Consider the following 24,444-nt stretch of genomic DNA (forward strand, 5'->3'; position numbering starts at 1 on the left):
ATAATTAAAAATAATTAGGTATGACAACGTATAATGAACTATTGGGCGAGTATAGAAAAAACGAAACGGGATATGCCAGCATATTTGTTATGATACAAAGTTGCTTTGGAGCTGTAGCTGCTATGGCAGTCTTAATGCAAGGAATAGGCATTTTTCAAATGATACAATTGTTTTTGGTAGTAATGGGGTGTATGTCTTTTAATGCGGCAGTCTTGGCACAACTACCTTCTAAGATTACATTTAATATATTTATTTTGAGCCTTTTGGTAAGTGGCCTAGTTTTAGGGGCTAATTTAATGTAAGGTGAAAACAGACATAGCATCAAGAGAAGATGTTGCTCTTCTAGTGCATCGGTTTTATGATAGGGTGCGCAAGGATAAAGAGATAGGTCATTTTTTTAATGAGACCATAAAAGATTGGCCTGCTCATTTAAATAAGCTTACAGACTTTTGGGAGAGCAACCTCTTTTACCAACAAAAATATATGGGAAACCCACTGTTGGTGCACGCAGAAGTAGATGCAAAGTTTAAAGGGGCCATAGGCAATTATCATTTTGGAATTTGGCTACGCCATTGGATTGCTACCTTAGATAGTCATTTTGAAGGCACAGTAACAGAAAAAGCCAAACAACGCGCAAGAAATATGAGTGTGCGTATGTTTTTTACGATATATGAACACCGTAAACCTAGGCAGATGTAAGCTCGGTAAATAGGCTTTCTAAATTTTTGTTTTTACGACTTAATTGTAAAGTTTTAAGCTGATTGTCATGCGCAAAATCGAATACAGCAGGGCGCATGTCTTTTTGAGTGTCAAAAGTTATTTCGTAGACAAAACCACCGGTATTTTTAACATGCACGGCATTCGGAAGCTTTTGTAATAGCACATCTTCCACACGGTAATCAAACTCTACCTCAATAATTTGTTGTTCGGTTTGTCTTAAATCTTCTAAGGATTTATCTGCCACTAATTTTCCTTTGTTTATTATAATAACTCGGTCGCACACGGCTTCTACCTCTTTCATTATATGGGTAGAAAGCATCACGGTTTTATTTTTACCAATTTCTTGTATTAGTTTTCTTATTTCAATAAGCTGATTAGGGTCTAGGCCAGTGGTGGGTTCATCTAAAATCAATACCTCAGGGTCGTGCAACAAAGCAGCGGCAAGACCAACGCGTTGGCGATACCCTTTAGAAAGTTGGCCAATTTTTTTGTGGGCCTCTGGTGTTAATCCCGTTTGTGTTATAACTTCTGCAATACGCTCCTTTTTTACCTTATGTATCTGAGCATTAAACATAAGGTATTCTTTAACGTACATGTCTAGGTATAAAGGATTATGCTCCGGTAAAAAGCCAATACTAGCTTGTACGTCCTTGGCGTGGGTAGTAACATCAAAACCATTAACAGTAGCGCTACCTATATCTGCAGCGTGAAAAGTGGTTAATACACGCATCATAGTAGACTTGCCAGCACCATTTGGACCTAGAAAGCCAACAATTTCTCCTTTATCAATAGAAAAGGAGACTTGGTCTAGGGCTATTTGTTCGCCGTAAGTTTTTACAATATCTTTTACAACTATGGACATATACAGGTATTTACTGTCAAAAGTACGTTTTACTTATTTTTTTAAGAAGTGAAATTTAGGATAATTGAAAAAGGGTGGTTTTGTAAGATATCCTTTTGGGAAAGTGTCTGTTGCTATGCGATTTTAATAATAAATCGGCTTTTTTATGTAATAAAAATCAGCAATAATATGGTTTTTGTTAAAAATTCTAAAAATTAAAAAATTAACTTTGTCATTCATAAAGAAAGGGTAATCTTAGCCGAACATTTATAACAAGATGAGCAAATTATATTTCTGGAACCGTTTTTATTTTTACTTCTTTTTCCAAAGAGGTACGGGACTGTTCTAGCTATATGTAACTAAATAAAACAATAAGGTCCCGATGTTAAATTCGGGACTTTTTTTTTGCAATGGATTTAAAAATAGCCATACAGGGAATAAAAGGAAGTAACCACCACAAGGTAGCCAATGACTACTTTGGAGATGCCATAAACTTGGTAGAGTGCATGTCTTTTGATAAGTTGGTGGCCAGCGTTCTAGATGGTACTGCAGACAAAGCGGTAATGGCCATAGAAAACTCTATTGCGGGGAGCATAATTCCCAATTACAATTTAGTTTACCATAATAATTTGCACATTATAGGGGAGCAATATCTAAACATTAACCATAATTTAATGGTGTTAAAAGGGCAAGATATTTCCAAAATTACAGAAGTACGCTCCCACCCTATGGCTTTGTTACAGTGCATGGATTTTTTAAAGCAGTACGACCATATTAAATTGGTAGAAGATGTGGATACGGCAGAAACAGCAAAACAAATCCAAGAAAATCAATTAGCGCATGTAGCCGCAATTGCCCCAGATGTAGCTGCCGAGTTGTATAATTTAGAAATTATAGCGCCGGCCATACAAACCATAAAAAATAACGCTACGCGTTTTATTATCCTAAAAAAAGAGAACAAAGAATGGCCTAAGGAAGCTATTAACAAAGCATCTCTTAGGTTTATTACCGACCATAAAAGAGGTAGTTTGGCAGCCGTACTTAATGTGATGAGCGATTGCCATTTAAACCTAACTAAAATACAATCCCTACCTGTAATTGAAACCCCTTGGAAGTACGCTTTTTTTGTAGATGTAACTTTTGATGCGTATCAAAATTTTGCTAAAGCGAAAAGTTTACTAGAAATAATGGCAGAAGATTTTAGGGTATTGGGAGAATATAAAAATGCATTGATAAAATGACAACGGCAGACAGATTAAACTCGGTACAAGAGTACTACTTCTCTAGAAAATTAAGAGAGGTACGTGGTCTTATGGCAGATGGGAAGCCCATAATCAATATGGGCATAGGTAGTCCAGATTTGGCACCTTCGCCAAAGGTGTTACAAACACTAAGTGCAGCTATTTTAGATGCAGGGGCACACCAGTATCAGAGTTATCAGGGCTTACCAGAATTACGATCGGCAATTGCCAAATTTTATCAAGATAAATTTAATGTAGCGGTAGATGCCAACACAGAAGTATTGCCATTAATGGGTTCTAAAGAAGGGATTATGCATATTAGCATGGCCTTTTTAAATGTGGGAGATGAGGTGCTTTTGCCCAACCCAGGATACCCCACCTATGGATCGGTTACCAAATTGGTAGAAGCAGTACCAAAAACGTACGATTTAACTGCGGAGAATGGATGGTTTCCAGATTTGGAAGTGCTAGAGAAAGAAGATTTAAGCAAGGTAAAATTAATGTGGGTGAGCTATCCGCATATGCCAACAGGAGCAACCGCAACCACCGAGCAAATGCAAGAACTATTGGCATTTGCCAAGCGCAATTCTATTTTATTGGTGAATGACAATCCGTATAGTTTTGTTTTGGCCAATAACCCAACCAGTATGTTATCCTTGCCAGGAGCAAAAGAAGTGGCCTTGGAATTAAATTCATTGAGCAAAACCTTTAATATGGCTGGTTGGCGTGTAGGAATGCTATTGGGGAATGCTGATTACATTAATGCAGTACTTAAGGTAAAGAGCAATATGGATTCTGGAATGTTCTATGGTATTCAAAAAGGAGCTGTAGCTGCTTTAGAAAGCGGTAAGGAATGGTTTGAAGCTTTAGATGAGGTCTACCAAAAAAGAAGAGCTTTAATCTATCAATTAGCAGATAAATTGGGGTGTACCTATGACACCAATGCTGTTGGTATGTTTGTTTGGTGTAAACTGCCAGAAGGAGCCAAAGACGCAGGAAGTTTTATTGATGAGGTGTTGTACGATAAGCATATTTTTATTGCGCCAGGTACCATTTTTGGAACAAACGGTGAGGGATACATTCGTTTTTCGCTTTGCGTAAAAGAAGAGAAAATACAAGAAGCCATAGAAAGATTCTAAGCATGAAAGTAGTTGTAGTTGGTATAGGGTTAATTGGAGGCTCTTTTGCAAAAGACATACGGGAAACGCATCCAAAGGTTTGTATAGAGGGTATAGACGCAAATACTTCGCATATAGAAGAAGCTATTGATTTGGGTTTAATAGATGCGGCTACCACCTATAAGGGTTTAGCAGATGCAGATGTGGTAATTGTAGCTATTCCAGTAACGGTTTTGGCCAAAGAGTTACCCATCATACTAGACTATGTTGGGGAAGAAACAGTGGTGATTGATGCTGGTTCTACCAAAGCACAAATTTGTAAGGTTGTAGCGGAACATCCAAAACGTAGAAATTATTTGGCATGCCACCCTATAGCAGGTACTGAGTATTCTGGGCCGTCTGCAGCAATTAGTGGATTGTACAATGGCAAAACCAACATAATCTGTGAGGTAGAGCAAACCGCATTTAAATTACAAGAGAAAGCCTTGGCCTTATTTGAAAAATTAGGCATGAGAATCCGGTATATGAATCCCGATAATCATGATAAACATATAGCTTACGTATCGCATCTGTCACACATTAGTTCCTTTATGTTAGGAAAGACGGTTATTGAGAAAGAAAAAAATGAGCGTGATATTTTTGACATGGCTGGTAGTGGATTTGAGAGTACGGTGCGGTTGGCAAAAAGTTCCCCTGCAATGTGGGCACCAATTTTTGAGCAAAACAAAGCAAATGTATTAGAAACATTAACAGAGTACATTAACAATTTGGAATCCTTTAAAAAAATGATGGAGGATGATGATTTTGATGGACTTTATGAAGAAATGAACAATACCAATAGAATAAAACAAATATTAAACGGAATACCACTTACTAAAAAATAGAGATTAGGATTATGGAAAATTCAAAAGAGATGAGGAAATGGTTGGATGATATGGCGTTGCCACATCCATTAGTAGTTGCAGGACCATGTAGCGCAGAAACCGAAGAGCAGGTGCTTAAAATTGCACACCAGCTTAAAGACACGGATGTAAATTATTACCGTGCCGGTATATGGAAACCAAGAACAAGACCAGGAAATTTTGAGGGAGTAGGCGCCATAGGACTAAAGTGGTTGCAAAAAGTAAAAGAAGAGACAGGTTTAAAAACGGCCACTGAGGTTGCCAATAAAGCACACGTAGATTTAGCTTTAGAGCACGATGTGGATTTATTATGGATAGGAGCACGTTCTACCGTGAGCCCATTTATTATGCAAGAATTGGCAGATGCGCTGGAAGGTACAGACAAAATTGTCTTGGTAAAGAATCCTGTAAATCCAGATTTAGCCTTGTGGTTAGGTGGTATTGAGCGTTTGCATACTGCAGGAATTAAGAAGTTAGGTGCCATCCATAGAGGGTTTTCTACCTATGAGAAGACCAAGTATAGAAATATACCAGAATGGCAAATGGCGATTGAGTTTCAGAACAGGTTTCCAGATTTACCTTTAATCAATGATCCATCTCATATAACAGGAAAGAGAGATATGATATTTGATGTTTCTCAGACGGCTTTAGATTTAAATTTTGACGGTTTGATGATTGAAACACACCATGATCCAGATAACGCATGGAGTGATGCCGCGCAGCAAGTTACTCCAGATAAATTGGTTCAGATTATGCGAGATCTAAAAATAAGAAAAGAAAGTGATCCAGAAGCAGAATACAATGCGCATTTAAGTAACCTAAGAGCGCAGATTGATGTTATTGATAACCAATTGATCGAGACTTTAGGTAAAAGGATGAAAGTTTCTGACGGTATTGGTGAGTTGAAAAAACAAAAGAATGTTGCCGTTTTACAAACCAATAGATGGAATACTATTTTGGGTAAAATGATTTTAGAGGGTGAGCAGCATGGATTAAGTGAAGAATTTGTTTTAAAAATGTTTAAAGCAATTCACCAAGAATCTATTAACCATCAAGAAAAGATAATCAACTCTTAGGAGTTATAACCTTAGTGTCAAGGCAAAAGGGTCATTTCTATATAGAAATGGCCTTTTTATTTTTACAAGTGTAACAAATCAAAAAAGGTGTCATCTTTAAGGCAAACAAAAAACAAACAGTCATGAAAAAAATAGTTACCCTTTTAATATTGGCCATTTCATCTTCAGTTTTTTCTCAAAGGATGATAGAAAATAATGTAGGGGATTTCCATAAAATCAAAGTCTTTGATTTGATAGAGGTCAATCTAATCCAATCAGATGAGGATAAAATCATCATTAAAGGCCTTAATGTAGATGATATTAAATGGACCAATAACGATGGCGTTTTAAAGCTTAGAATGCAGTTGGACAAAAAGTTTACCGGAGAAGATACATTCATAGAGGTGTATTATAAAGATATTGATGTTATAGATGGTAATGAAGGTGCAAAAATTGTTTGTAATGAACTTATAGAACAGAATAGAATAGAGTTAAGAACACAAGAAGGCGCTAGAATTATTGCCGGTTTAGATGTAGAGTATGCAGAAATGAGAGCTGTTACGGGTGGTATTTTAGAAGTTTCCGGTCTAGCGGAGAACCAAACGGTAACATTAAATACCGGAGGTATTTTTGAAGGTAGGGAATTAAGAACGATGGCATCTGAAGTAAAAATATCTGCAGGAGGAGAAGCAGAAGTCTATGCTTCTGAAAGTATAGACGTTAACGTAAAAGCTGGTGGAGATGTGGATATTTTTGGAAACCCAAAGAAAGTAAGAAAGAAAACCTTGGTAGGCGGTAGTATACGGGTAAGAAATTAAATTACCCACAAAACAAAAAAGCCCTAACTAAAAGTTGGGGCTTTTTTTTTGTTACTGTTAATAGGGTTCTATTTTTTAAAGATATAACGCGTAATAAAAATTCCTTGGCCGTCTCCTTTACCACCTTCACTTTCTACGGCACTAATTACATGTTCTAATTGCCATCCTTGAGAAACCATGTCGTTTATCATAGAAGTAATCAAAGCATCGTTAGCAGCAATGTTTTGAAAACGAATACCACCAATATTGTAAAAGTTCAATAGCTTGGTTTCTTCAAAATTCTTAACACGTATTTCGTCTCGTTTAGACTTGTTTCTAGTGTTATCTTCTTCGGTTTGCACAGAAGTAAATTCTCTGTAATCTTTCTCTTCTAGGGCATTAATTATCCTAGATCTACCTAAACCATTTGGAACAATAGATTCAACACTGGTAATAACCTTATATTGTTGTGCTTGTACGTTTACGGTTGCCACCAATGCAAATAAGGCAAATACTACTAGTTTTTTCATGTTTTTGTTTTTAATGTTGATTTTAAATTTGATGTTATACACAACGGACGAATTAGGTATAAAATTGTTTCTTTGTTAAAACAACTATTTTACAAAGAACAGTCTATGATAGGTACCGTTTATAAATCTACCGGCAGTTGGTATACCGTAAAGGCAAGGGACGGTAAGTTTTATGAATGTAGAATTAAGGGTAAATTCCGTATTAAAGGGATTAAAAGTACCAATCCAATAGCGGTTGGGGATAAAGTACATTTTAAGCTAGAAACTAAAGGAGATGAAACGGTTGGTGTAATTCATAAAATTGAAGAAAGACAAAACTATATCATTCGTAAATCTGTTAACCTGTCTAAACAGGTACATATTATCGCGGCCAATTTAGACCAAGTGTTTTTAATGGTTACCTTAAACAATCCTACTACGTTTACCAGTTTTATAGACCGATTTTTGGTTACGGCAGAGGCATATGATATTCCGGCAATACTACTTTTTAATAAGATAGATGCTTACGCCATAGAAGAACGGGCAGAGGTAGCATACCTAATGGATCTATATAAAAATATTGGGTATACCGTTTTAGAAATTTCTGCCAAAGAAGGTAAAAACACACATTTGGTTAAGGAATTGATGCTGAATAAGGTTAGTATGTTCTCTGGGCATTCTGGTGTTGGCAAATCTACTCTAGTAAATGCCTTAGAGCCAGGATTAAAACTAAAAACCGCAGAAATATCCGAACAGCATGCGCAAGGCCAACATACAACTACCTTTGCAGAGATGTACGATTTAAGCTTTAATGCTCAAATAATTGATACTCCAGGTATTCGTGGCTTTGGGATCGTAGAGATGGAAAAAGATGAGATAGGAGATTATTTTCCAGAGTTTTTTGAGTTAAAGTCAGAATGTAAATTCAATAATTGCCTACACTTAGACGAGCCTAAGTGTGCAGTTAAGGAAGCATTGGACAACGATGAGGTTTCTTGGAGCCGATACCGTAGTTATGTGCAAATGTTAACAGAAGACGTAGACGCAAATTACAGACAAGATATTTATAAGGAAAAATAATGAAGGTTGTTGTACAGCGTGTTACTTATGCTTCGGTCTCGGTAAAAGGGGTGGTCTTATCCAAAATAGGCAAAGGTTTATTGGTCTTGGTAGGTATAGAAGATGCAGATACTAAAGAAGATATAGATTGGTTGTGCCGTAAGGTGGTGAACCTTCGTATTTTTAATGATGGTGATGGTGTAATGAACCTATCATTAAAAGACTGTGAAGGTGATGCTATAGTCGTGAGTCAATTTACCTTACATGCTAGTACCAAAAAAGGGAATAGGCCATCTTATTTAAAGGCATCGAAGCCTGTAACAGCCATACCTATATACGAGGCGTTTGTACATCAGTTTCAAAAAGAACTAGGTAAGGAAATAGGAACTGGTGAATTTGGAGCAGATATGAAGGTAGAGCTTTTAAATGATGGACCGGTAACAATTATAATCGATACGAAGAATAAGGAATAAAGCATTTTACAAGCAGTTTATCAAATAATTTTGGTTTTTAGATAAGTTTTCATTTGATTTATCGTTGTTAGTTTACCAGACCAACCAATTCATGAGAAAATTTACTATTATTTTCTTGTTGGCATTAATTCAAGTTAATGCGCAAGACTTTCCTATTGTTCAAATACCTGAACAATTGACCAAAAATGCTGACGCCACTATAATTTCTAAAGATGTAAAAGTCACCATTGAAGATTACGACAAATATTATTATAACGAAAAGTTGGTAATTAAAGTGTACAATCAAAATGGTGATAAACACGCTAGAGCCTTTGCTTTCTATGACAACGAGCAAAGAATCGAGGATTTGGAAGTTAAGGTGTTCAATAGCAATGGTAAACAGTTAGATAGGTTCAAAAAAAAGGATTTCAAAGATCAAAGTGCTGTGGGTAATGGCACATTGTATTCTGAAAGTAGAGTTAAATTTCTTAGGTATGTTCCTGTAACTTATCCATATACGTTAGTTTTTGAATCGAGCTACTCAACTTCGGATACTGCTTTTTTGCCAGATTGTAATTTTGTAGAAGATTATGGTATAGGAATATTAAAAAGTACGTTCCAGATTAGCTATCAAGAGAATCAAACTCTTAGAATCAAAGAAAGTAATTTTGATGGGTTTAACGTTGATAAAATAAAGGAAGGGCATAAACTAAAATACAGTATTGCTAACCTAGTGGCACAGGAAAAAGAACCATATTCTTCTGGTTTAAAAAATAATACCCCCAATGTTAAGTTTGCTCTAAATAAATTTCATCTTAAAGGGGTAGACGGTGAAGCGGATAGTTGGAAAGATTATGGAAAATGGATACACGATGAGTTTTTAGTTGGTCAAGAACAACTACCCGAAGCTACAATAACGTCAATCAAGAAACTGGTTGAAAAGGCCTCGTCACTAGAAGAAAAAATACGTTTGGTGTATAAATATGTACAAGATAATACCCGCTATATAAGTGTTCAATTAGGTATAGGTGGATGGAAACCTATTTCGGCAACTGAAGTGGATAGGAATAAATATGGGGACTGCAAAGGGTTGACCAATTACACTAAAGCACTCTTGGAGGCGGTGGGTGTCCCTTCTTATTATACAGTAGTTTACGCCGGTAGAGATAAACAAAATCTAGACGAGGAATTTCCTAAAATGTCTGGAAACCATGTAATTCTAAATGTTCCACTTCATGACAAAGAAATTTATTTAGAATGTACAAGCCAAAAGGCACCGGTAAATTTTTTAGGAACGTTTACAGATGACCGAAATGTTCTTAAGGTAACTCCTAATGGAGGCATATTTGATAAGACAAAAAAATATGAAGATGAAGTAAGTAAACAGAAAAGTGTTGCAAGTGTTTCTATAAATCAGGATGGAAGTTTAAAAGCTAACGTAACCATTGAGTCTACGGGAATTCAATATCATAATAAGTATGGCATATTGGATTTTAAGAAAGAAGATCAAATGGAACATTATAAAGAATACTGGAGCTATCTCAATAAATTGGAACTGGATGCAGTTTCCTTTTCAAATGATAAAAATGAAGCGCGCTTAACAGAGGATGTCAATTTGTGGGTAGGTTCCTATTTATCTAAAGCGGGCAACCAATTTCTTATGGTGCCTAATATATTTAATCGAAATACTTTTATTCCAAAACGTGTAAGGAATAGGAAAACGGACGTGGTGGTGAAAAGAGGGTACTTTGATGAGGATGTTTATAATATAACACTTCCAAAGGGTTATAAAATTGAGTCACTTTTAAGCCCTGTAAAAATAATAACGCCATTTGGAGAATATAGCGTTGTAATGAAAAAAAATGATGACGGCACGTATTCTTACAGTAGAAAATTGGTAATAAAATCCGGGGTGTTTCCTAAAGAACAATATGCAGATTTTAGAGCATTTAGAAAAAAGATTGCCCAATTTGATAATTCCAAAATTATTATTACTACAAATTAACTATTGCCAAATTAATAACGATAACCAAAACCAAGTATATGAAACTTAAACTATCTATTAGCTTTATCCTATTTGTTATTGTTGCAACTGCTCAAGAAATAAACTATAAACTAGGTAAGGTAAGTGAAGCAGAAATATTGCAAGAAGAGCATCCTATTGAAAAGGAGGCAGAAGCGGCCATATTATATAAAAAGGAACGGGTAGAATATGAGTTTACTCCTAATAAAGGTTTTAAAAGTGTGAGGTACTGTCATTATAGAATTAAAATCTACAATAAAGATGGATTGGATTGGGGAACAATTGAGGTTCCATTATACAAATCTAACAACGAGGAAGAGACCGTTTACGAGGTAAAAGGTTATTCCTATAATCTAATGGACGGTAAAATAGAAGAAACAAAGTTAAAGAAAGACGGAATTTTAAAAGAAAATGTAAATAAGTATCGCAATAAGGTTTCCATTGTAATGCCCGCAGTTAAAGAGGGTACTGTAATAGATGTGGAATATAAAGTTGGGTCTGAGTTTATAGGTAATTTAGATACATTCGTTATGCAATATGGTATTCCTTTAGATAAAGTTGAAATTAAAGTTGAAATACCTGAATATTTTGTTTTTAAACGCCATGGTAAAGGGTACCACCCAATAAATGTTAGGCAGACCAAAGAGAATAGAAAAATACCGTATAGTTATAAATCAGGAAATGATGTAGGTTTTTCTGCAAGAAATCAAAGGTCTACTGGTTATTTGGAGTTTTTTGAGAATAAATATGTTATCGAGACCTCTAATATACCATCTTTAAGAAATACCGATTACACAGATAATATTGATAACTATAGAAGTGCAATTAAATTTGAATTAGCTTCCGTACAATTTCCAGATAGCCCTTATAAAAATTATAGTCTTTCTTGGGCAGACGTTGCCAAAACTATTTATAAATCAAGTGATTTTGGAGGCGAATTGTCTAAGAAACGGTTGTTCGAAGAAGTTCTTTTAAATCTAAAGGGGGAGGGGAAGGATGATAACCAATTGATGCTGGAAATTTTTGATTACGTTAAAAATGAAATTACTTGGAATGGTTATTATGGCTACTATTGCGAAAATGGATTAAAAAATACACTTAAGGAAAAAACCGGAAATGTAGCCGATATTAATTTATTACTAGTCGGTTTGTTAAAAGAGGCTGGTTTTAAGGTTGATCCCGTTCTAGTAAGTACAAAATCTAACGGATTACCCCTTTATCCTACAAATGATGGTTTTAATTACGTTATAGCAGGTTTAAGTCTTGATGGTAAACTTATATATTTAGATGCTACTGAAAAACTGAATGGTTTTGGACTATTGCCTTCTAGGGCAATGAATTGGTATGGTAGGTTGGTAAAGGAAGACCTAACATCTAAAGAAGTAAGTTTGGTTCCTAAAAAACTCGCTAAAGAAGTAACGTTTTTACAAGCTAAGCTTTCCGTAAATGGATTGTTAGAGGGGAAAATTAGAAATCAATATTTTGATAATACGGCCTTATATTATAGAAAAAAGTATAAGGATAGTGATGTAGTGGAAGTCATGGAAGAAATGGAGGAAAATAATACTGATTTTTCTGTGGACAATTTAAAATTCAATAATAAAAATAAGTACAATAAGGCATTGGTAAAGTCTTTTGAGTTTAGTAAGGAAAATCAATTAGAAACAATTGGTGATAAGTTATTTTTTAAACCTTTTTTTTTCATGGGTCTTACTCAAAACCCGTTTATTGAAGAATCAAGGGAGTATCCGGTAGATTTTGTTTATCCAAATTCCAAGAAGATTACTGTGTTGTTAGATATTCCAGAAGGTTATACGGTAGAATCAGTTCCCGAGAATGTAGCTTTGGCCTTGCCGGACCAAATGGGATTATTCTCTTACACAACTGAATTTGCCAATGGAAAGTTAAAGTGCCAGATCCAACAAAATATTAACGTTCATATGGTTCCCGCTCAACTGTACCCTAGTTTAAAAGAATTTTATGGAACAATGGTTCAAAAACAATTAGAGCAGGTTGTTCTAGTTAAGGCTTAATTTTAAATAATATGGTCAAGATACATTTGTATCCGTAGTGTGTTTTTTTGTAAATTATACCATAACATTAAAGAACTCTTTGCAAAAGCGTTAACAGCTCAAATACAAACCTATATTGTTTTAGAAAAGGTCTCACCTTGTTAGATTACCTTTGTAAAAAATTTTGGTAATGAACATACAAAACGCACAGCAAGCCGTAGACGAGTGGATCAAAAATCATGGTGTTCGCTACTTTAACGAATTAACCAACATGGCCCAATTAACAGAAGAAGTGGGAGAAGTAGCTCGTATCATTGCGCGCAGATATGGCGAACAGAGTGAAAAAGAATCGGATAAAAACAAGGATTTAGGAGAAGAATTAGCAGATGTGGTCTTTGTAGTTTTATGTTTGGCCAACCAAACAGGGGTTAATTTGCAACAAGCATTTGAAAAAAAGTTGGATTTGAAAACCAAGCGGGATCATGACCGCCATCACAACAATCAAAAACTTAAATAAGCCTATCTTTGTGCCTTACTAATCGGTATTAAATTTCTAATAAATTGAAATTAGCTTTAAGCGCTCCAGCAAATTCCTTACTGGATAACGAAATTCAAATTACAGGGTCAAAGAGCGAAACGAATAGATTGCTGCTATTGCAGGCACTTTTTCCTAATCTAAAGATAGATAACGTATCCAATTCTGATGATGCGGAAGTTATGCAAAAAGGATTGGCAATAGCCAACGGTACGGTAGATATTCATCATGCCGGTACTGCCATGCGTTTTTTAACTTCTTATTTTGCCACGCAAGAAGGTAAAACAATTGTACTTACGGGTTCTAAACGTATGAAAGAACGTCCTATTAAAATTTTGGTAGAGGCGCTCAGGTCTCTTGGTGCAGCAATAGAATATGTAGAAGAAGAGGGCTATCCTCCATTAAAAATTACTGGAAAAAAACTAAAGCACAACAAAGTTAGTTTGCCGGCCAATATTAGTAGTCAATACATTTCGTCCTTAATTCTGGTAGCGCCAAGTTTGCCAGACGGATTAGAAATTGAATTGGTTGGTAAAATCACCTCTGTGCCCTATATAAAAATGACCTTAGGGTTGTTAGATGAAATTGGTATCGTTGCTACTTTTAAGGATAATACCATAGAGGTAATGCCAAAAGATGAGGTTACCTCTAAAACCATGACGGTGGAATCTGATTGGAGTGCGGCAAGCTATTTTTATAGCATTGTGGCACTTGCGGAAATAGGTAGTAAAATTAAGTTGTCTAGTTATAAAGAACATTCCTTACAGGGCGATAGCGTTCTAGCGTCCATTTACCAGCAATTTGGAGTAAGTACAACGTATTCCGAAAATTCAATATGGTTAGAAAAAAATGGAGAGCAGCTGGCGGATAGCGTTGAATTGGATTTATCCAATGCACCAGATATTGCCCAAACCATTGCGGTAACTTGTTACGGATTAGGAATGGGTTGTCATTTAACCGGCCTACACACTTTACCAATCAAAGAAACAGATCGTTTGGCTGCAATGAAAACCGAATTGGAAAAATTTGGTGCCACGGTATCTATTACAGAAGAAAGTTTAACGTTGGAAAGTAATAATCTAATTGGAAGCGGTGCGGCCGTAGATACCTACAATGATCACAGAATGGCAATGGCTTTTGCTCCTTTGGCCATGAAAACCAATTTCTTTGTTAACGATGCAGGTGTTGTATCCAAATCTTATCCGGATTTTTGGAAAGATATGGAGCTCGTTGGCTTTAAAGTAGCAACAGTTTAAGGAATAATCCATAATTTACTTGACAACCCCTTGTTGCAGATTGTATATTTGCCATCCTAAAAATTCAAAACGCCCAGATGAAATTATCTAACTTCAATTTTGATCTTCCAAAAGAATTATTGGCCGAGTACCCTGCAGAAAACAGGGACGAATCCAAATTAATGGTAATCCATAGAGATACCGGTAAAATAGAACACCGCATGTTCAAAGATATGATTGAGTACTTTGATGAGGGCGATGTGATGGTATTGAACAATACCAAAGTTTTTCCGGCCAGATTATTTGGTAATAAAGAGAAAACAGGAGCAAGAATAGAGGTGTTTTTGTTAAGAGAACTTAACGAGGAGCAGCGTCTTTGGGATGTACTGGTTGATCCAGCAAGAAAAATACGTATAGGTAACAAATTGTATTTTGGAGACGATGAAAGTCTAGTTGCAGAAGTAATAGATAATACAACTTCTAGAGGTAGAACCCTTCGTTTTTTATATGACGGATCCTATACGGATTTTAGGAGAAAACTTAGAGAACTGGGAGAAACACCACTTCCTAAATATATTAAAAGAGAGGTTACTCCAGAAGATGAGGACCGTTACCAAACTATTTATGCCAAGCACGAAGGTGCAGTTGCGGCGCCAACTGCCGGTCTGCATTTTAGCAAGCACTTGTTAAAGCGTTTAGAAATTAAAGGTGTAGATTTTGCAGAGGTAACCTTACACGTTGGTTTGGGTACGTTTAACCCTGTGGAGGTAGAAGACCTATCTAAGCATAAAATGGATAGTGAAGAATTGGTAATAGATGAAAAGGCTACTGAAATTGTAAATAATGCCAAGGCCAATAAAAAGAAGGTTTGTGCGGTTGGTACTACGGTTATGCGTGGTTTGGAGAGTGCGGTTTCTTCTGAAAGAACATTAAATACGTTTGAAGGTTGGACCAATAAATTCATCTTTCCTCCTTATGATTTTAGCATTGCGGATTGTATGATTACTAATTTCCACTTGCCAAAATCTACTTTATTAATGATGATATCTGCCTTTATGGGGCACGATTTAATGAAGAAATCTTACAAGCAGGCCATTTTAGAAAACTACCGTTTCTATTCTTATGGCGATGCAATGTTGATTATCTAACTCAGAAACATTCATTTAATAATATATAATTCCTGTCTGGATGCATGTCTGGGCGGGAATTTTACTTTCTTACCTTTGCACCAATGGCAGATAAAAAGGACATAAGGGCATTAACAAAAGAGCAATTGCGTAATTTTTTTGTAGCCCAAGGCGATAAAGCTTTTAGAGGCAACCAGGTGTATGAGTGGCTCTGGAAAAAATCTGCACATTCTTTTGAAGGTATGACCAATATCTCTAAAGAAACTAGAGATATGCTCGAAGCCAATTTTACTATTAACAATATCCGTGTAGACCAAATGCAAAGGAGTACGGATGGTACCATTAAAAATGCAGTAAAGTTGCATGACGATTTGGTGGTGGAGTCCGTTTTAATCCCTACGGAAACCAGAACAACAGCTTGTGTTTCTAGTCAGGTTGGGTGCAGTTTAGACTGTCGGTTTTGTGCCACGGCACGGCTTAAACGTATGCGCAACTTAAATCCAGATGAGATTTATGATCAAGTAGTGGCTATAGATAACCAAAGTAGGTTGTTCCATGATAGGCCTTTAAGCAATATAGTATTTATGGGGATGGGAGAACCCTTAATGAACTATAATAATGTACTCAAGGCTATTGATATGATTACCTCAGAGGAAGGTTTGGGTATGTCTCCAAAGCGTATTACCGTTTCAACCTCCGGAGTGCCCAAGATGATTAAAAAAATGGCAGATGAAGAAGTGCGTTTTAAACTTGCGGTTTCCCTGCACTCCGCAATAGATGAGGTTAGAACCGCTATTATGCCATTTAACAGCACCTTTCCACTAAAAGATTTACGAGAAGCGTTGGAGTATTGGTATGCCAAAACCAAGAATAGAATAACCTATGAGTACGTTGTGTGGCGGGGCATTAACGATACTCAGAAAGACGTAGATGCCTTAGTTAAGTTCTGCAAATTTGCACCTTCCAAAGTAAATTTAATAGAATACAACCCCATAGATGATGGTGAATTTCAACAAGCTTCTGATGATGCTTTAAATAGATATATTACCACTTTAGAGAAAAACGGCATCACGGTTACAGTTAGGCGTTCTCGCGGAAAAGATATTGATGCAGCATGTGGGCAGTTGGCAAATAAAAGTTAATTCTTAACGTTCATCTAAAGAAATGCAACAGCGGTCTTAATTCTAGCAAATGAGTGTGTTTGCCTTAGGCATTTTCCCTACATTTGACACCCAGAATAAAACGGAAAATTTTTTCAATTTAATTGAAGGTAGCAGCGCAAATACGTGAACCCATAGAACAAGAAATGGCACTTTTTGAAAAAAAGTTCCATGAATCCATGTCTTCTAAAGTAGCGCTACTCAATAGAATTACCTACTACATTGTAAATAGAAAGGGCAAGCAAATGCGGCCTATGTTCGTGTTTTTAACCGCAAAGATGCTAAACAAAGGCGAGGTGGTAGAACGCACGTATACAGGTGCCTCTATCATTGAACTGATACACACGGCCAGTTTGGTACATGACGATGTGGTAGACGATAGCAACAAACGCCGTGGCTTCTTTTCTATAAACGCCTTATGGAAAAATAAGATTGCTGTTTTAGTGGGCGATTATCTATTTTCTAAAGGATTATTGGTTTCTTTGGAACGTGGCGATTATGATTTACTACAGATAATTTCAGAATCTGTACGTTCTATGAGTGAGGGTGAGTTGCTGCAGATAGAAAAGGCCCGTAAATTGGATATTACCGAGGAGGTTTATTACGAGATTATTCGTCAAAAAACAGCAACATTAATTGCTGCCTGTTGTAGTATGGGTGCGGCTTCGGTAAGGCCAGAATCTAAAGAGGTTGCTATATTTAAGCGGTTTGGTGAGTTGTGCGGTATGGCGTTTCAAATAAAAGACGATTTGTTTGATTACGGTGAGGAACGCATCGGTAAACCAACAGGTATCGATATTAAAGAGCAAAAAATGACCTTGCCATTAATTTATGCGCTCAACCAAAGTTCAAAAGAAAAAAAACGCTGGTTAATCAATTCCATCAAAAATCATAATAAAAACAAGAAGCGCGTAAAAGAAGTCATTGCCTACGTAAAAGAGGCCGGCGGTCTGGAATATGCTATTACCAAGATGATGGAATTTAAAGATGAAGCGCTTGGCCTACTAAAAGAGTACCCGGATTCTCCCTATAAAGAGGCACTAACGCTAATGGTTAATTACGTAGTGGAGCGAAAAAAATAACTACTTACCACTTTCTTTTTCAGATAGTTGCTAAAAATAGTTTTCTAGAATATAATTTTAGGCAACCCTTTTAAATGTTTCTACGTCTATAGTTATAGAAGACAATCTAAACACATTGAAGATTATACCTTTTTATACTAACGAAAAGTTGCTCATAAAAAAGGCACAAAAAGGAAATAGAGATGCCCAGCAGGCCATCTATGACCAATTTGCGCCTAAAATGTTGAGTGTGTGCAGACAATACATTAAAGATGCGCATTTTGCAGAAGATGTTATGGTAACTGCGTTTGTAAAGGTTTTTAAAGGATTGCAATCTTTTGAGTTTAAAGGAAGTTTTGAGGGCTGGGTTCGTAGAATTATGGTTAGGGAGAGCATAACCTATTTACGCAAAAAACAATTTGTAGTGTATGACGATGAGGTTTTTGAAAAACAACAACCTTCTTACCATTCCAGCACGGAACTAGATGTGGAATATGTACAACAATTGATTGATGCTTTGCCAGAGGGGTACAAGATGGTTTTTGTTTTGTATGCGGTAGAGGGGTACAAACATCAGGAGATTGCAGAATTACTAGATATTACTGTTGGTACTTCTAAATCGCAATTATCTAAAGCTCGTAAACAATTACAAGAAAATCTTAAGCTGCAAAAAGAATTTGATAACAGAACCATGCAGCAGTAAAAGAATTAGAAATGAATAAGTTAGAAAAACATATCAAAAATACCTTGGAGCAACGAAAGCTGCAGCCCGCAGCTACCAGTTGGGATAAAATCGCATCGCAATTAGATGCTCCCGCCAAGAAAAAACCACTGGCAATTTGGTGGGCTGTAGCAGCAACTGTTATGGTGGCGTTGGGCCTCTTTACGTATTTTAAGGTATCAAATGTGGAATTTGATAGTCCTACCCAACTTGTGGAAGTGGAGAAAAATTCCAACACGAATCAAAAAGGAGAGAAACAAGTTAAAATTTCAACTACTAAAACCGATGGAGAGAGTACTGTTGTTGCACAAGAAACTAAAATACAAGCCAAGGGAGAAAAAGAAATAGTGATAAAGAAACAACAGTCTAATGTTGAACAAGTTATGCCGCCTAAAAAAGAAGAGTTGGCACAAGCAATACCGGTAAAAGACCAGCAGCTAGATAGTTTGGTTAACGGTAAGTTGGCACAAGTATTGGCAAAGGTAACGGCTTTGGAAGCATCTCAGAACGCTAGTTTATTGGATTCTGAAATAGACTCATTACTGTTAAATGCCCAAAAAGAAATCTTACAAGAAAAAATACTGCGTCCAAATGGTAAGGTAGATGCCGTTGCTTTGTTGGCAGAAGTAGAAACGGAGCTGGACCAAAGCTTTAGGGATAAAGTTTTTGATAAATTAAAAGACGGCTTTTTTAAGGTACGTACGGCCGTTGCAGAACGCAATCAGTAATTATTCATCAATCAATCATTGGTATTAGCTGCCCTCTTTAATTGAGAGGGTGGCCAAATACTGGTCTAAATCAACAAAAAATCATGAAAAACAAAGTTGTTATTAGCATGTTTTTAGTTCTACTAGGAACATTGTTCATCCATGCGCAAGAGGAACAAATACAAAAGGAAATTGAGAGATTAAAAACCTTAAAGACAGAAATAACCCAACAAGAAAAGCAGGCACTAAAGGAAGAGGTAGAAGCTATAAATGCTAAACTGGAAGCGAAGCTTATTACCAAAAAAGAAGCAGACGAGCTTAAAGCCGAAGCGGCTAAAAAAAGAGCGCTGAATATTGAAAATAGAATTGCGATTATAGAAAATAAAATAGCGTTAATTGAGCGTAATAAAGGTAAAGTTTTAGAAGTAGACACACTTAATTACCTGAGGGCCATAGAAATTGGTTTTGGTAATGAAGATGGCGACAATGGTAATTTATTTGGTATTAGAATCAATAATAATCCGCTCAGGTCAGAAACAAAATACGATCGCCGAACCTATTCAGATTTTGTGATGGCCATTGGGTTTAATAATGCCATCATAGAAGGAGAGTCTTTTGTAGATACGCCTTATAAGATTGCGGGAAGTCGTTTTTTTGAAATGGGTTGGCAATGGCGAACCAGGGTGTTTAAGCATAGTAATTGGTTGCGTTTTAATTACGGATTCTCTTTTCAGTTTAACGGCTTAAAACCAGAAAACAATCAATATTTTGTAATGAACGAAAACCAGACCGAGTTACAAGAATTTGATGTTGAGCTAGATAAATCAAAATTAAGAATGGATAATTTGGTTTTTCCAATCCATTTTGAGGTGGGGCCTTCTAAAACCTATAAAACTGAGGAAAAAATTAGATACAGCCTACAAGATCAATTTAGGTTAGGATTTGGTGGCTATGGAGGTTTTAATATTGGTACGCGCCAAAAGTTAAAATATCAAATGGACGGTGATAAAATAAAGGATAAGCTAAAGCGAGATTACAATACAAGCAATTTAATATATGGTTTAAGTGCTTATGCGGGCGTAGATGGTATGTTGTTGTATGTTAAGTACGATTTAAATCCTATTTTTAAAGATGCCATTATTACGCAAAGAAATATATCCGTTGGCCTTCGGTTCGATTTGTAGTGCTATTTCTGATTTATGACTTTAAGCATATCCGCAGAAAAGTCGTTCTTATAGTACACTCGTTTGCAATGGGAACATTCCGCATAGTGGTTTGTTCCTATTTTTGTTATGGGCAACCAAAATACATGTGCTAAGGTTTCTTGAGAATAAAGCGTTACCGTACCTTTTTGCGCACAATGCCCACAAACCACGTTGGGCATTTTGTTGCTATTTTCTTTTCCTTTTTTGGTGCCGAAGAATAGAATCATTACCGATTAATTATCTTTGAATACTGCTACAAAGGTAGTAATCTAACGCGCTAAATTTTTTCCTTTTAAATGATATCAAAATCTACCATAGACCAAGTATATGAAACCGCAAGGGTAGAAGAGGTAATAGGCGATTTTGTTCAGCTTAAAAAATCGGGTACAAACTACAAGGGGCTTAGTCCATTTACAGATGAGCGAACCCCTAGCTTTATGGTAAGTCCGGTAAAACAGATATGGAAAGATTTTAGTAGCGGCAAAGGGGGTAACGTGGTGGCTTTTATTATGGAGCACGAACATTTTAGTTATCCTGAGGCTATTAAGTACTTGGCCAAAAAGTACAACATAGAAATAGAAGAAACAGAGCAGACCAATGAGCAAAAAGAACAGGCCAATGAACGGGAAAGTATGTTTTTGGTTTCAGAATATGCCCAAAAGTTCTACGAAAAAACCTTATGGAACACAGAACCGGGTAAGGCTATTGGTTTAAGTTATTTTAAAGAGCGTGGTTTTACCGATCAAACTATTAAGAAGTTTGGGTTGGGTTATAATCCAGACCAATGGGAAGCGTTTACCAAAGCGGCTTTAGGAGAAGGTTATAAGCTAGACTATTTAGAGAAAACCGGGTTAACCATTGTTAAAGAGCAACAAGGCCAAGAACGCAAAACCTTTGATCGTTTTAAGGGTAGGGTAATGTTTCCAATTCATTCTATGAGTGGTAGGGTTTTGGGTTTTGGTGGTCGAATTTTGACCAATGATAAGAAAGCAGCCAAATACCTAAATTCTCCGGAGAGCGAAATATACCATAAAAGTAAGGTGCTATATGGAATTTACCATGCTAAGCAAGCAATAGCAAAAGAAGACAATTGTTTTTTGGTAGAAGGGTATACAGATGTGATTCAAATGCATCAGTCTGGAATAGCTAATGTGGTTGCATCAAGTGGCACGGCACTAACACCAGAACAAATACGACTAATACATAGGTTAACTAAAAATATTACCGTTTTATTTGATGGTGATGCAGCTGGTTTACGTGCCTCTTTACGTGGGGTAGACCTTATTCTAGAGCAAGGTATGAATGTTAAGATCTGTACCTTTCCAGAGGGTGAAGATCCAGATAGTTTTGTAAAGAATAATACAGAGGAGGATATTGCTCATTACCTAAAAGAAAATGCACAAGATTTTATTCAGTTCAAAACTTCGTTATTGGCTAAAGAGGCGGCCAACGACCCGTTAAAAAGAGCAGATACCGTAAGGGATATTGTAAATAGTATTTCTAAAATACCGGATCAAATTAAGCGAGAAATATACGTACAGGAATGCGCTAAATTGATGAATGTTTCCGAGGCTGTTCTATACAACACCTTGGCGCAAATCAATAAAAAATTGGTTACGGATGCAGCTAAAAAACAAAAGACAGACCAAAAAGCTTTTGATGTGGTGCGGCCAGATACCAAACCTGAAAAAGTTGATGTGCAATTTATACTCGAGCATAAAATTATTGAGTTGTTATTGATTTATGGTAGTAAGTTAGAAACTTTTGAAGATTTAGTGCTTAAGGAAAACGAGAAGGGAGATTTGGTGTTGCAGCCAGAAGCACTAGAGGCTAGAGTATATGAGAAGATTTTTTTGGATTTGCAGGAAGATGAGGTAGAATTGTCTAACGAGAGCTTCAGGGCTATATATACTCAACTAATTGAGCATTTGAATGCAACGGCTGAGTTTGATATAAAAAAGTTTTTACCAACTTTAGGGCAAGAAGAGATGCAGCAAGTAAGCTCCATTTTAATGGATGATGAAAAGTATGTGCTGCACAATTGGGAGCGAAAAGATATTTATCCAAAAGACAAAGAGGTTGGCGTTGCCCAATTGGTAAGCGAAACTATATTGTCCTTACGCTGTAATTTGATTAAAAACAGAATAAATCAACTTCAAAAGGAGACCGAAAACTCAATGGACGTTAACACCGAAGTGTTAGAGGAAATCATGAATTATATACAGCTTAGTAAATTATTGAATTCTAAGTTGAACCGAGTATTGGGGTAAAGAAAAACCCTAGAAAAACTAGGGTTTTTTTTATTTATGGATAATATGTGCGTATATCTTAGTACAGTTCTAAAGCTTTTGCCTGCTGTAATAAGTCTACAAGATTATCTACGTTTAACTTACGCATTAAACGAGCTTTGTAGGTGCTTACTGTTTTTTCGTTCAGGTTAAGGCCTTCTGCAACTTCTTTATTTCGCTTACCACTTGCCAATAGTTTTAAAACTTCTATTTCTCTAGTAGATAATTTTCTAAAGAATCTTCTTGGTTTCTGGGTACCTTCATCAAACGCTAATCGCTGTGCCAGCTCGTTGGTAATAAACATGTTACCCTCTGCCACTTTTTTAACGGCAGATATTATGTAATTAACATCCGCAGTTTTAGATAGATAGCCAAATGCTCCTGCTCTAATGGTGCTCAAAGCGTAGACATCTTCAGATTGGCCACTATACATTAGCACCTTTGTTTTTGGGAAATCTTGTTTTAGTTTTCTCAGGGTGGCAATACCGTTAATTTCAGGTATATCCATTTCTAGCATAACTACGTCAGGAGAAACATCCTTAAGTGTTTCAAACAATTCGCTAGTAGAAGCTACATCTGCAATAACTTCAAATCCAGTCTCGGAGTTTAAAACTTCCTTTATACCTAAACGAACAATTGGGTGGCTGTCCGCTATAAGAACTTTGATCATTGTGGTAGTAAATCTTTAAAATTAAGGCCTGTTGGTAGTATTTAATAAATAAAAGATTACAAATACTGACAGGCAAGTTAACCAATAAACACGACAAATTTGGGTTTTTTCATAAAAAACACAGAATTTCTAGGGTTTTATTCGTTTTAAGTCGGTATAAAATGGTTAATCTGCTGATTTTAACGCTTTAGGGATTTCGCAAACCGGTATGGGTACCATTTTATGTTTATTAGCGGTATTAAAACGCTTGTAAATGGCAAAGACCTCTTTTTTACGCCCTTCAAAATCATTTGCGGTTTTACCAGCATCTGCCATTTCCATAGCCCATTCCAATTCTGGATAAGAGGCTCCAATCTGGTCTTCATCAGTTCTATCGTCTCCCCAAAGTCCGTCTGTTGGAGCGGCTTCCAAAATATCTTGGTTTACGCCTAAAAAACGTCCTATTTGGTACACTTCTGTTTTTACTAAATCTGCAATGGGGCTTAAGTCTACACCGCCATCACCATATTTGGTGTAAAACCCCACACCAAAATCTTCAACTTTATTGCCAGTACCGGCTACCAAATACCCGTGTAAGGCCGCAAAATAATATAAGGTGGTCATTCTAAGTCTTGCTCTGGTATTTGCTAATGACATAAAACGTTCCTCTTCGTTTTCTACCTTTGGGAGCGCAGCAACCAAACTATCAAAAACGGGAGTAAGGTTTACTGGTTGTCTGCTTACATTAGGGTAGTTCTGCATAAGCCAATCTATATGGCGGTCTGCACGGGTTACTTGGCTTTCTGCTTGGTGAATTGGCATTTCTATACACATAAGGTCTAACCCTGTTCTTGCGCATAAAGTAGAGGTAACGGCAGAGTCAATTCCACCAGAAACACCTATTACAAATCCTTTTATATTGGCATTGTTGGCGTATGTTTTTAACCAATCAACAATGTGGTTTACTACCTTTTCTGTTTGCATACTATTGTTTTTACTATCAAAAAATTACCTTTGCATCCTGTAA

25 protein-coding genes are annotated in these 24,444 nt (G+C 36.4%); 20 read left to right on the top strand and 5 right to left on the bottom strand.

What is annotated here, in order from left to right; genetic code table 11:
* Positions 1-20 precede the first annotated feature (20 nt).
* Both BUL40_RS04420 and BUL40_RS04425 read left to right on the top strand, forming a co-directional pair.
* Entirely contained in the window at positions 21-302 is a 282-nt protein-coding gene (locus tag BUL40_RS04420; RefSeq protein WP_010519100.1) for a hypothetical protein, read from the top strand.
* 1 nt (position 303) lies between these two features.
* Positions 304-699: a group III truncated hemoglobin gene (locus tag BUL40_RS04425; RefSeq protein ID WP_080318226.1), complete on the top strand. Its 396-nt coding sequence runs from the start codon at positions 304-306 to the stop codon at positions 697-699.
* Here BUL40_RS04425 and gldA read toward each other — a convergent pair.
* Positions 686-1,582 (bottom strand): gliding motility-associated ABC transporter ATP-binding subunit GldA, encoded by an 897-nt coding sequence (gene gldA, locus BUL40_RS04430; RefSeq protein ID WP_080318227.1) that lies wholly within the window; start codon positions 1,580-1,582, stop codon positions 686-688. The two genes, BUL40_RS04425 and gldA, sit on opposite strands and share 14 nt — an antisense overlap.
* Positions 1,583-1,971: 389 nt before the next feature.
* On the opposite strand from gldA, the gene BUL40_RS04435 reads away from it, so the two are divergent.
* From BUL40_RS04435 to BUL40_RS04455, 5 genes are all read left to right on the top strand, one after another.
* A complete protein-coding gene (locus BUL40_RS04435; RefSeq protein ID WP_080318228.1) occupies positions 1,972-2,802 on the top strand; it encodes a prephenate dehydratase in 831 nt (276 codons plus the stop codon).
* The gene (locus tag BUL40_RS04440; protein ID WP_080318229.1) at positions 2,799-3,941 is read left to right on the top strand and encodes a pyridoxal phosphate-dependent aminotransferase; all 1,143 of its coding nucleotides are present in this window, start codon (positions 2,799-2,801) and stop codon (positions 3,939-3,941) included. Before BUL40_RS04435 ends, BUL40_RS04440 begins: the two co-directional genes overlap by 4 nt.
* Before the next feature lie 2 nt (positions 3,942-3,943).
* Positions 3,944-4,804, top strand: a complete 861-nt coding sequence (locus BUL40_RS04445; protein WP_080318230.1) for a prephenate dehydrogenase — start codon at positions 3,944-3,946, stop codon at positions 4,802-4,804.
* A gap of 11 nt (positions 4,805-4,815) precedes the next feature.
* Positions 4,816-5,898 (top strand): bifunctional 3-deoxy-7-phosphoheptulonate synthase/chorismate mutase type II, encoded by a 1,083-nt coding sequence (locus BUL40_RS04450; protein WP_010519106.1) that lies wholly within the window; start codon positions 4,816-4,818, stop codon positions 5,896-5,898.
* A gap of 122 nt (positions 5,899-6,020) precedes the next feature.
* Positions 6,021-6,695, top strand: coding sequence for a head GIN domain-containing protein (locus BUL40_RS04455; protein WP_080318231.1), 675 nt, complete (start codon positions 6,021-6,023; stop codon positions 6,693-6,695).
* 68 nt (positions 6,696-6,763) lie between these two features.
* Here the strand turns inward: BUL40_RS04455 and BUL40_RS04460 are convergent, their stop codons facing one another.
* Entirely contained in the window at positions 6,764-7,204 is a 441-nt protein-coding gene (locus tag BUL40_RS04460; protein WP_080318232.1) for a hypothetical protein, read from the bottom strand.
* Positions 7,205-7,309: 105 nt separating this feature from the next.
* Between BUL40_RS04460 and rsgA the strand changes: the two genes are divergently transcribed.
* From rsgA to BUL40_RS04520, 12 genes are all read left to right on the top strand, one after another.
* Positions 7,310-8,263, top strand: a complete 954-nt coding sequence (gene rsgA / locus BUL40_RS04465; RefSeq protein WP_080318233.1) for a ribosome small subunit-dependent GTPase A — start codon at positions 7,310-7,312, stop codon at positions 8,261-8,263.
* Positions 8,263-8,715, top strand: coding sequence for a D-aminoacyl-tRNA deacylase (gene dtd / locus BUL40_RS04470; RefSeq protein ID WP_080318234.1), 453 nt, complete (start codon positions 8,263-8,265; stop codon positions 8,713-8,715). Before rsgA ends, dtd begins: the two co-directional genes overlap by 1 nt.
* A gap of 91 nt (positions 8,716-8,806) precedes the next feature.
* Positions 8,807-10,699: a DUF3857 domain-containing protein gene (locus BUL40_RS04475; RefSeq protein WP_080318235.1), complete on the top strand. Its 1,893-nt coding sequence runs from the start codon at positions 8,807-8,809 to the stop codon at positions 10,697-10,699.
* A 38-nt stretch (positions 10,700-10,737) separates the two neighbouring features.
* Complete coding sequence (locus tag BUL40_RS04480) at positions 10,738-12,750, top strand: DUF3857 domain-containing protein (RefSeq protein ID WP_080318236.1); 2,013 nt, start codon at positions 10,738-10,740, stop codon at positions 12,748-12,750.
* A 169-nt stretch (positions 12,751-12,919) separates the two neighbouring features.
* Positions 12,920-13,246: a nucleotide pyrophosphohydrolase gene (locus BUL40_RS04485; RefSeq protein WP_080318237.1), complete on the top strand. Its 327-nt coding sequence runs from the start codon at positions 12,920-12,922 to the stop codon at positions 13,244-13,246.
* Positions 13,247-13,290: 44 nt separating this feature from the next.
* Positions 13,291-14,520 carry a 3-phosphoshikimate 1-carboxyvinyltransferase gene (locus BUL40_RS04490; RefSeq protein WP_080318238.1) on the top strand — a complete coding sequence of 410 codons (1,230 nt, stop codon included), beginning with the start codon at positions 13,291-13,293 and terminating at the stop codon, positions 14,518-14,520.
* Positions 14,521-14,597: 77 nt separating this feature from the next.
* Entirely contained in the window at positions 14,598-15,647 is a 1,050-nt protein-coding gene (gene queA, locus BUL40_RS04495) for a tRNA preQ1(34) S-adenosylmethionine ribosyltransferase-isomerase QueA (protein ID WP_080318239.1), read from the top strand.
* Between the two features lie 83 nt (positions 15,648-15,730).
* Positions 15,731-16,768, top strand: coding sequence for a 23S rRNA (adenine(2503)-C(2))-methyltransferase RlmN (gene rlmN, locus BUL40_RS04500; protein WP_080318314.1), 1,038 nt, complete (start codon positions 15,731-15,733; stop codon positions 16,766-16,768).
* 122 nt (positions 16,769-16,890) lie between these two features.
* Positions 16,891-17,868, top strand: a complete 978-nt coding sequence (locus tag BUL40_RS04505) for a polyprenyl synthetase family protein (RefSeq protein WP_080318240.1) — start codon at positions 16,891-16,893, stop codon at positions 17,866-17,868.
* 115 nt (positions 17,869-17,983) lie between these two features.
* Positions 17,984-18,550 carry an RNA polymerase sigma factor gene (locus BUL40_RS04510; RefSeq protein ID WP_010519118.1) on the top strand — a complete coding sequence of 189 codons (567 nt, stop codon included), beginning with the start codon at positions 17,984-17,986 and terminating at the stop codon, positions 18,548-18,550.
* 11 nt (positions 18,551-18,561) lie between these two features.
* Positions 18,562-19,296 (top strand): hypothetical protein, encoded by a 735-nt coding sequence (locus BUL40_RS04515; RefSeq protein ID WP_080318241.1) that lies wholly within the window; start codon positions 18,562-18,564, stop codon positions 19,294-19,296.
* Between the two features lie 83 nt (positions 19,297-19,379).
* The gene (locus tag BUL40_RS04520; protein ID WP_080318315.1) at positions 19,380-20,459 is read left to right on the top strand and encodes a coiled-coil domain-containing protein; all 1,080 of its coding nucleotides are present in this window, start codon (positions 19,380-19,382) and stop codon (positions 20,457-20,459) included.
* A gap of 2 nt (positions 20,460-20,461) precedes the next feature.
* Here BUL40_RS04520 and BUL40_RS04525 read toward each other — a convergent pair whose 3' ends face one another.
* Positions 20,462-20,707, bottom strand: a complete 246-nt coding sequence (locus BUL40_RS04525; protein ID WP_080318242.1) for a zinc-ribbon domain-containing protein — start codon at positions 20,705-20,707, stop codon at positions 20,462-20,464.
* Between the two features lie 69 nt (positions 20,708-20,776).
* On the opposite strand from BUL40_RS04525, the gene dnaG reads away from it, so the two are divergent.
* Complete coding sequence (gene dnaG, locus BUL40_RS04530; RefSeq protein WP_080318243.1) at positions 20,777-22,750, top strand: DNA primase; 1,974 nt, start codon at positions 20,777-20,779, stop codon at positions 22,748-22,750.
* A 58-nt stretch (positions 22,751-22,808) separates the two neighbouring features.
* Here dnaG and BUL40_RS04535 read toward each other — a convergent pair whose 3' ends face one another.
* Complete coding sequence (locus tag BUL40_RS04535; protein WP_010519123.1) at positions 22,809-23,438, bottom strand: response regulator; 630 nt, start codon at positions 23,436-23,438, stop codon at positions 22,809-22,811.
* A 165-nt stretch (positions 23,439-23,603) separates the two neighbouring features.
* The gene (gene nadE / locus BUL40_RS04540) at positions 23,604-24,401 is read right to left on the bottom strand and encodes an NAD(+) synthase (RefSeq protein ID WP_080318244.1); all 798 of its coding nucleotides are present in this window, start codon (positions 24,399-24,401) and stop codon (positions 23,604-23,606) included.
* Positions 24,402-24,444: the final 43 nt, after the last annotated feature.

The sequence above is a fragment of the Croceivirga radicis genome (assembly GCF_002072105.2).
In the GTDB taxonomy this organism is placed as follows: domain Bacteria; phylum Bacteroidota; class Bacteroidia; order Flavobacteriales; family Flavobacteriaceae; genus Croceivirga; species Croceivirga radicis.

Bases quoted from the DNA above. Each gene is read 5' to 3' on its own strand.
- BUL40_RS04420 (WP_010519100.1), top strand. From the start codon at position 21: ATGACAACGTATAATGAACTATTGGGCGAGTATAGAAAAAACGAAACG.
- gldA (WP_080318227.1), bottom strand. From the start codon at position 1,582: ATGTCCATAGTTGTAAAAGATATTGTAAAAACTTACGGCGAACAAATA.
- BUL40_RS04435 (WP_080318228.1), top strand. From the start codon at position 1,972: ATGGATTTAAAAATAGCCATACAGGGAATAAAAGGAAGTAACCACCAC.
- BUL40_RS04440 (WP_080318229.1), top strand. From the start codon at position 2,799: ATGACAACGGCAGACAGATTAAACTCGGTACAAGAGTACTACTTCTCT.
- BUL40_RS04445 (WP_080318230.1), top strand. From the start codon at position 3,944: ATGAAAGTAGTTGTAGTTGGTATAGGGTTAATTGGAGGCTCTTTTGCA.
- BUL40_RS04450 (WP_010519106.1), top strand. From the start codon at position 4,816: ATGGAAAATTCAAAAGAGATGAGGAAATGGTTGGATGATATGGCGTTG.
- BUL40_RS04455 (WP_080318231.1), top strand. From the start codon at position 6,021: ATGAAAAAAATAGTTACCCTTTTAATATTGGCCATTTCATCTTCAGTT.
- BUL40_RS04460 (WP_080318232.1), bottom strand. From the start codon at position 7,204: ATGAAAAAACTAGTAGTATTTGCCTTATTTGCATTGGTGGCAACCGTA.
- rsgA (WP_080318233.1), top strand. From the start codon at position 7,310: ATGATAGGTACCGTTTATAAATCTACCGGCAGTTGGTATACCGTAAAG.
- dtd (WP_080318234.1), top strand. From the start codon at position 8,263: ATGAAGGTTGTTGTACAGCGTGTTACTTATGCTTCGGTCTCGGTAAAA.
- BUL40_RS04475 (WP_080318235.1), top strand. From the start codon at position 8,807: ATGAGAAAATTTACTATTATTTTCTTGTTGGCATTAATTCAAGTTAAT.
- BUL40_RS04480 (WP_080318236.1), top strand. From the start codon at position 10,738: ATGAAACTTAAACTATCTATTAGCTTTATCCTATTTGTTATTGTTGCA.
- BUL40_RS04485 (WP_080318237.1), top strand. From the start codon at position 12,920: ATGAACATACAAAACGCACAGCAAGCCGTAGACGAGTGGATCAAAAAT.
- queA (WP_080318239.1), top strand. From the start codon at position 14,598: ATGAAATTATCTAACTTCAATTTTGATCTTCCAAAAGAATTATTGGCC.
- rlmN (WP_080318314.1), top strand. From the start codon at position 15,731: ATGGCAGATAAAAAGGACATAAGGGCATTAACAAAAGAGCAATTGCGT.
- BUL40_RS04515 (WP_080318241.1), top strand. From the start codon at position 18,562: ATGAATAAGTTAGAAAAACATATCAAAAATACCTTGGAGCAACGAAAG.
- BUL40_RS04520 (WP_080318315.1), top strand. From the start codon at position 19,380: ATGAAAAACAAAGTTGTTATTAGCATGTTTTTAGTTCTACTAGGAACA.
- BUL40_RS04525 (WP_080318242.1), bottom strand. From the start codon at position 20,707: ATGATTCTATTCTTCGGCACCAAAAAAGGAAAAGAAAATAGCAACAAA.
- dnaG (WP_080318243.1), top strand. From the start codon at position 20,777: ATGATATCAAAATCTACCATAGACCAAGTATATGAAACCGCAAGGGTA.
- BUL40_RS04535 (WP_010519123.1), bottom strand. From the start codon at position 23,438: ATGATCAAAGTTCTTATAGCGGACAGCCACCCAATTGTTCGTTTAGGT.
- nadE (WP_080318244.1), bottom strand. From the start codon at position 24,401: ATGCAAACAGAAAAGGTAGTAAACCACATTGTTGATTGGTTAAAAACA.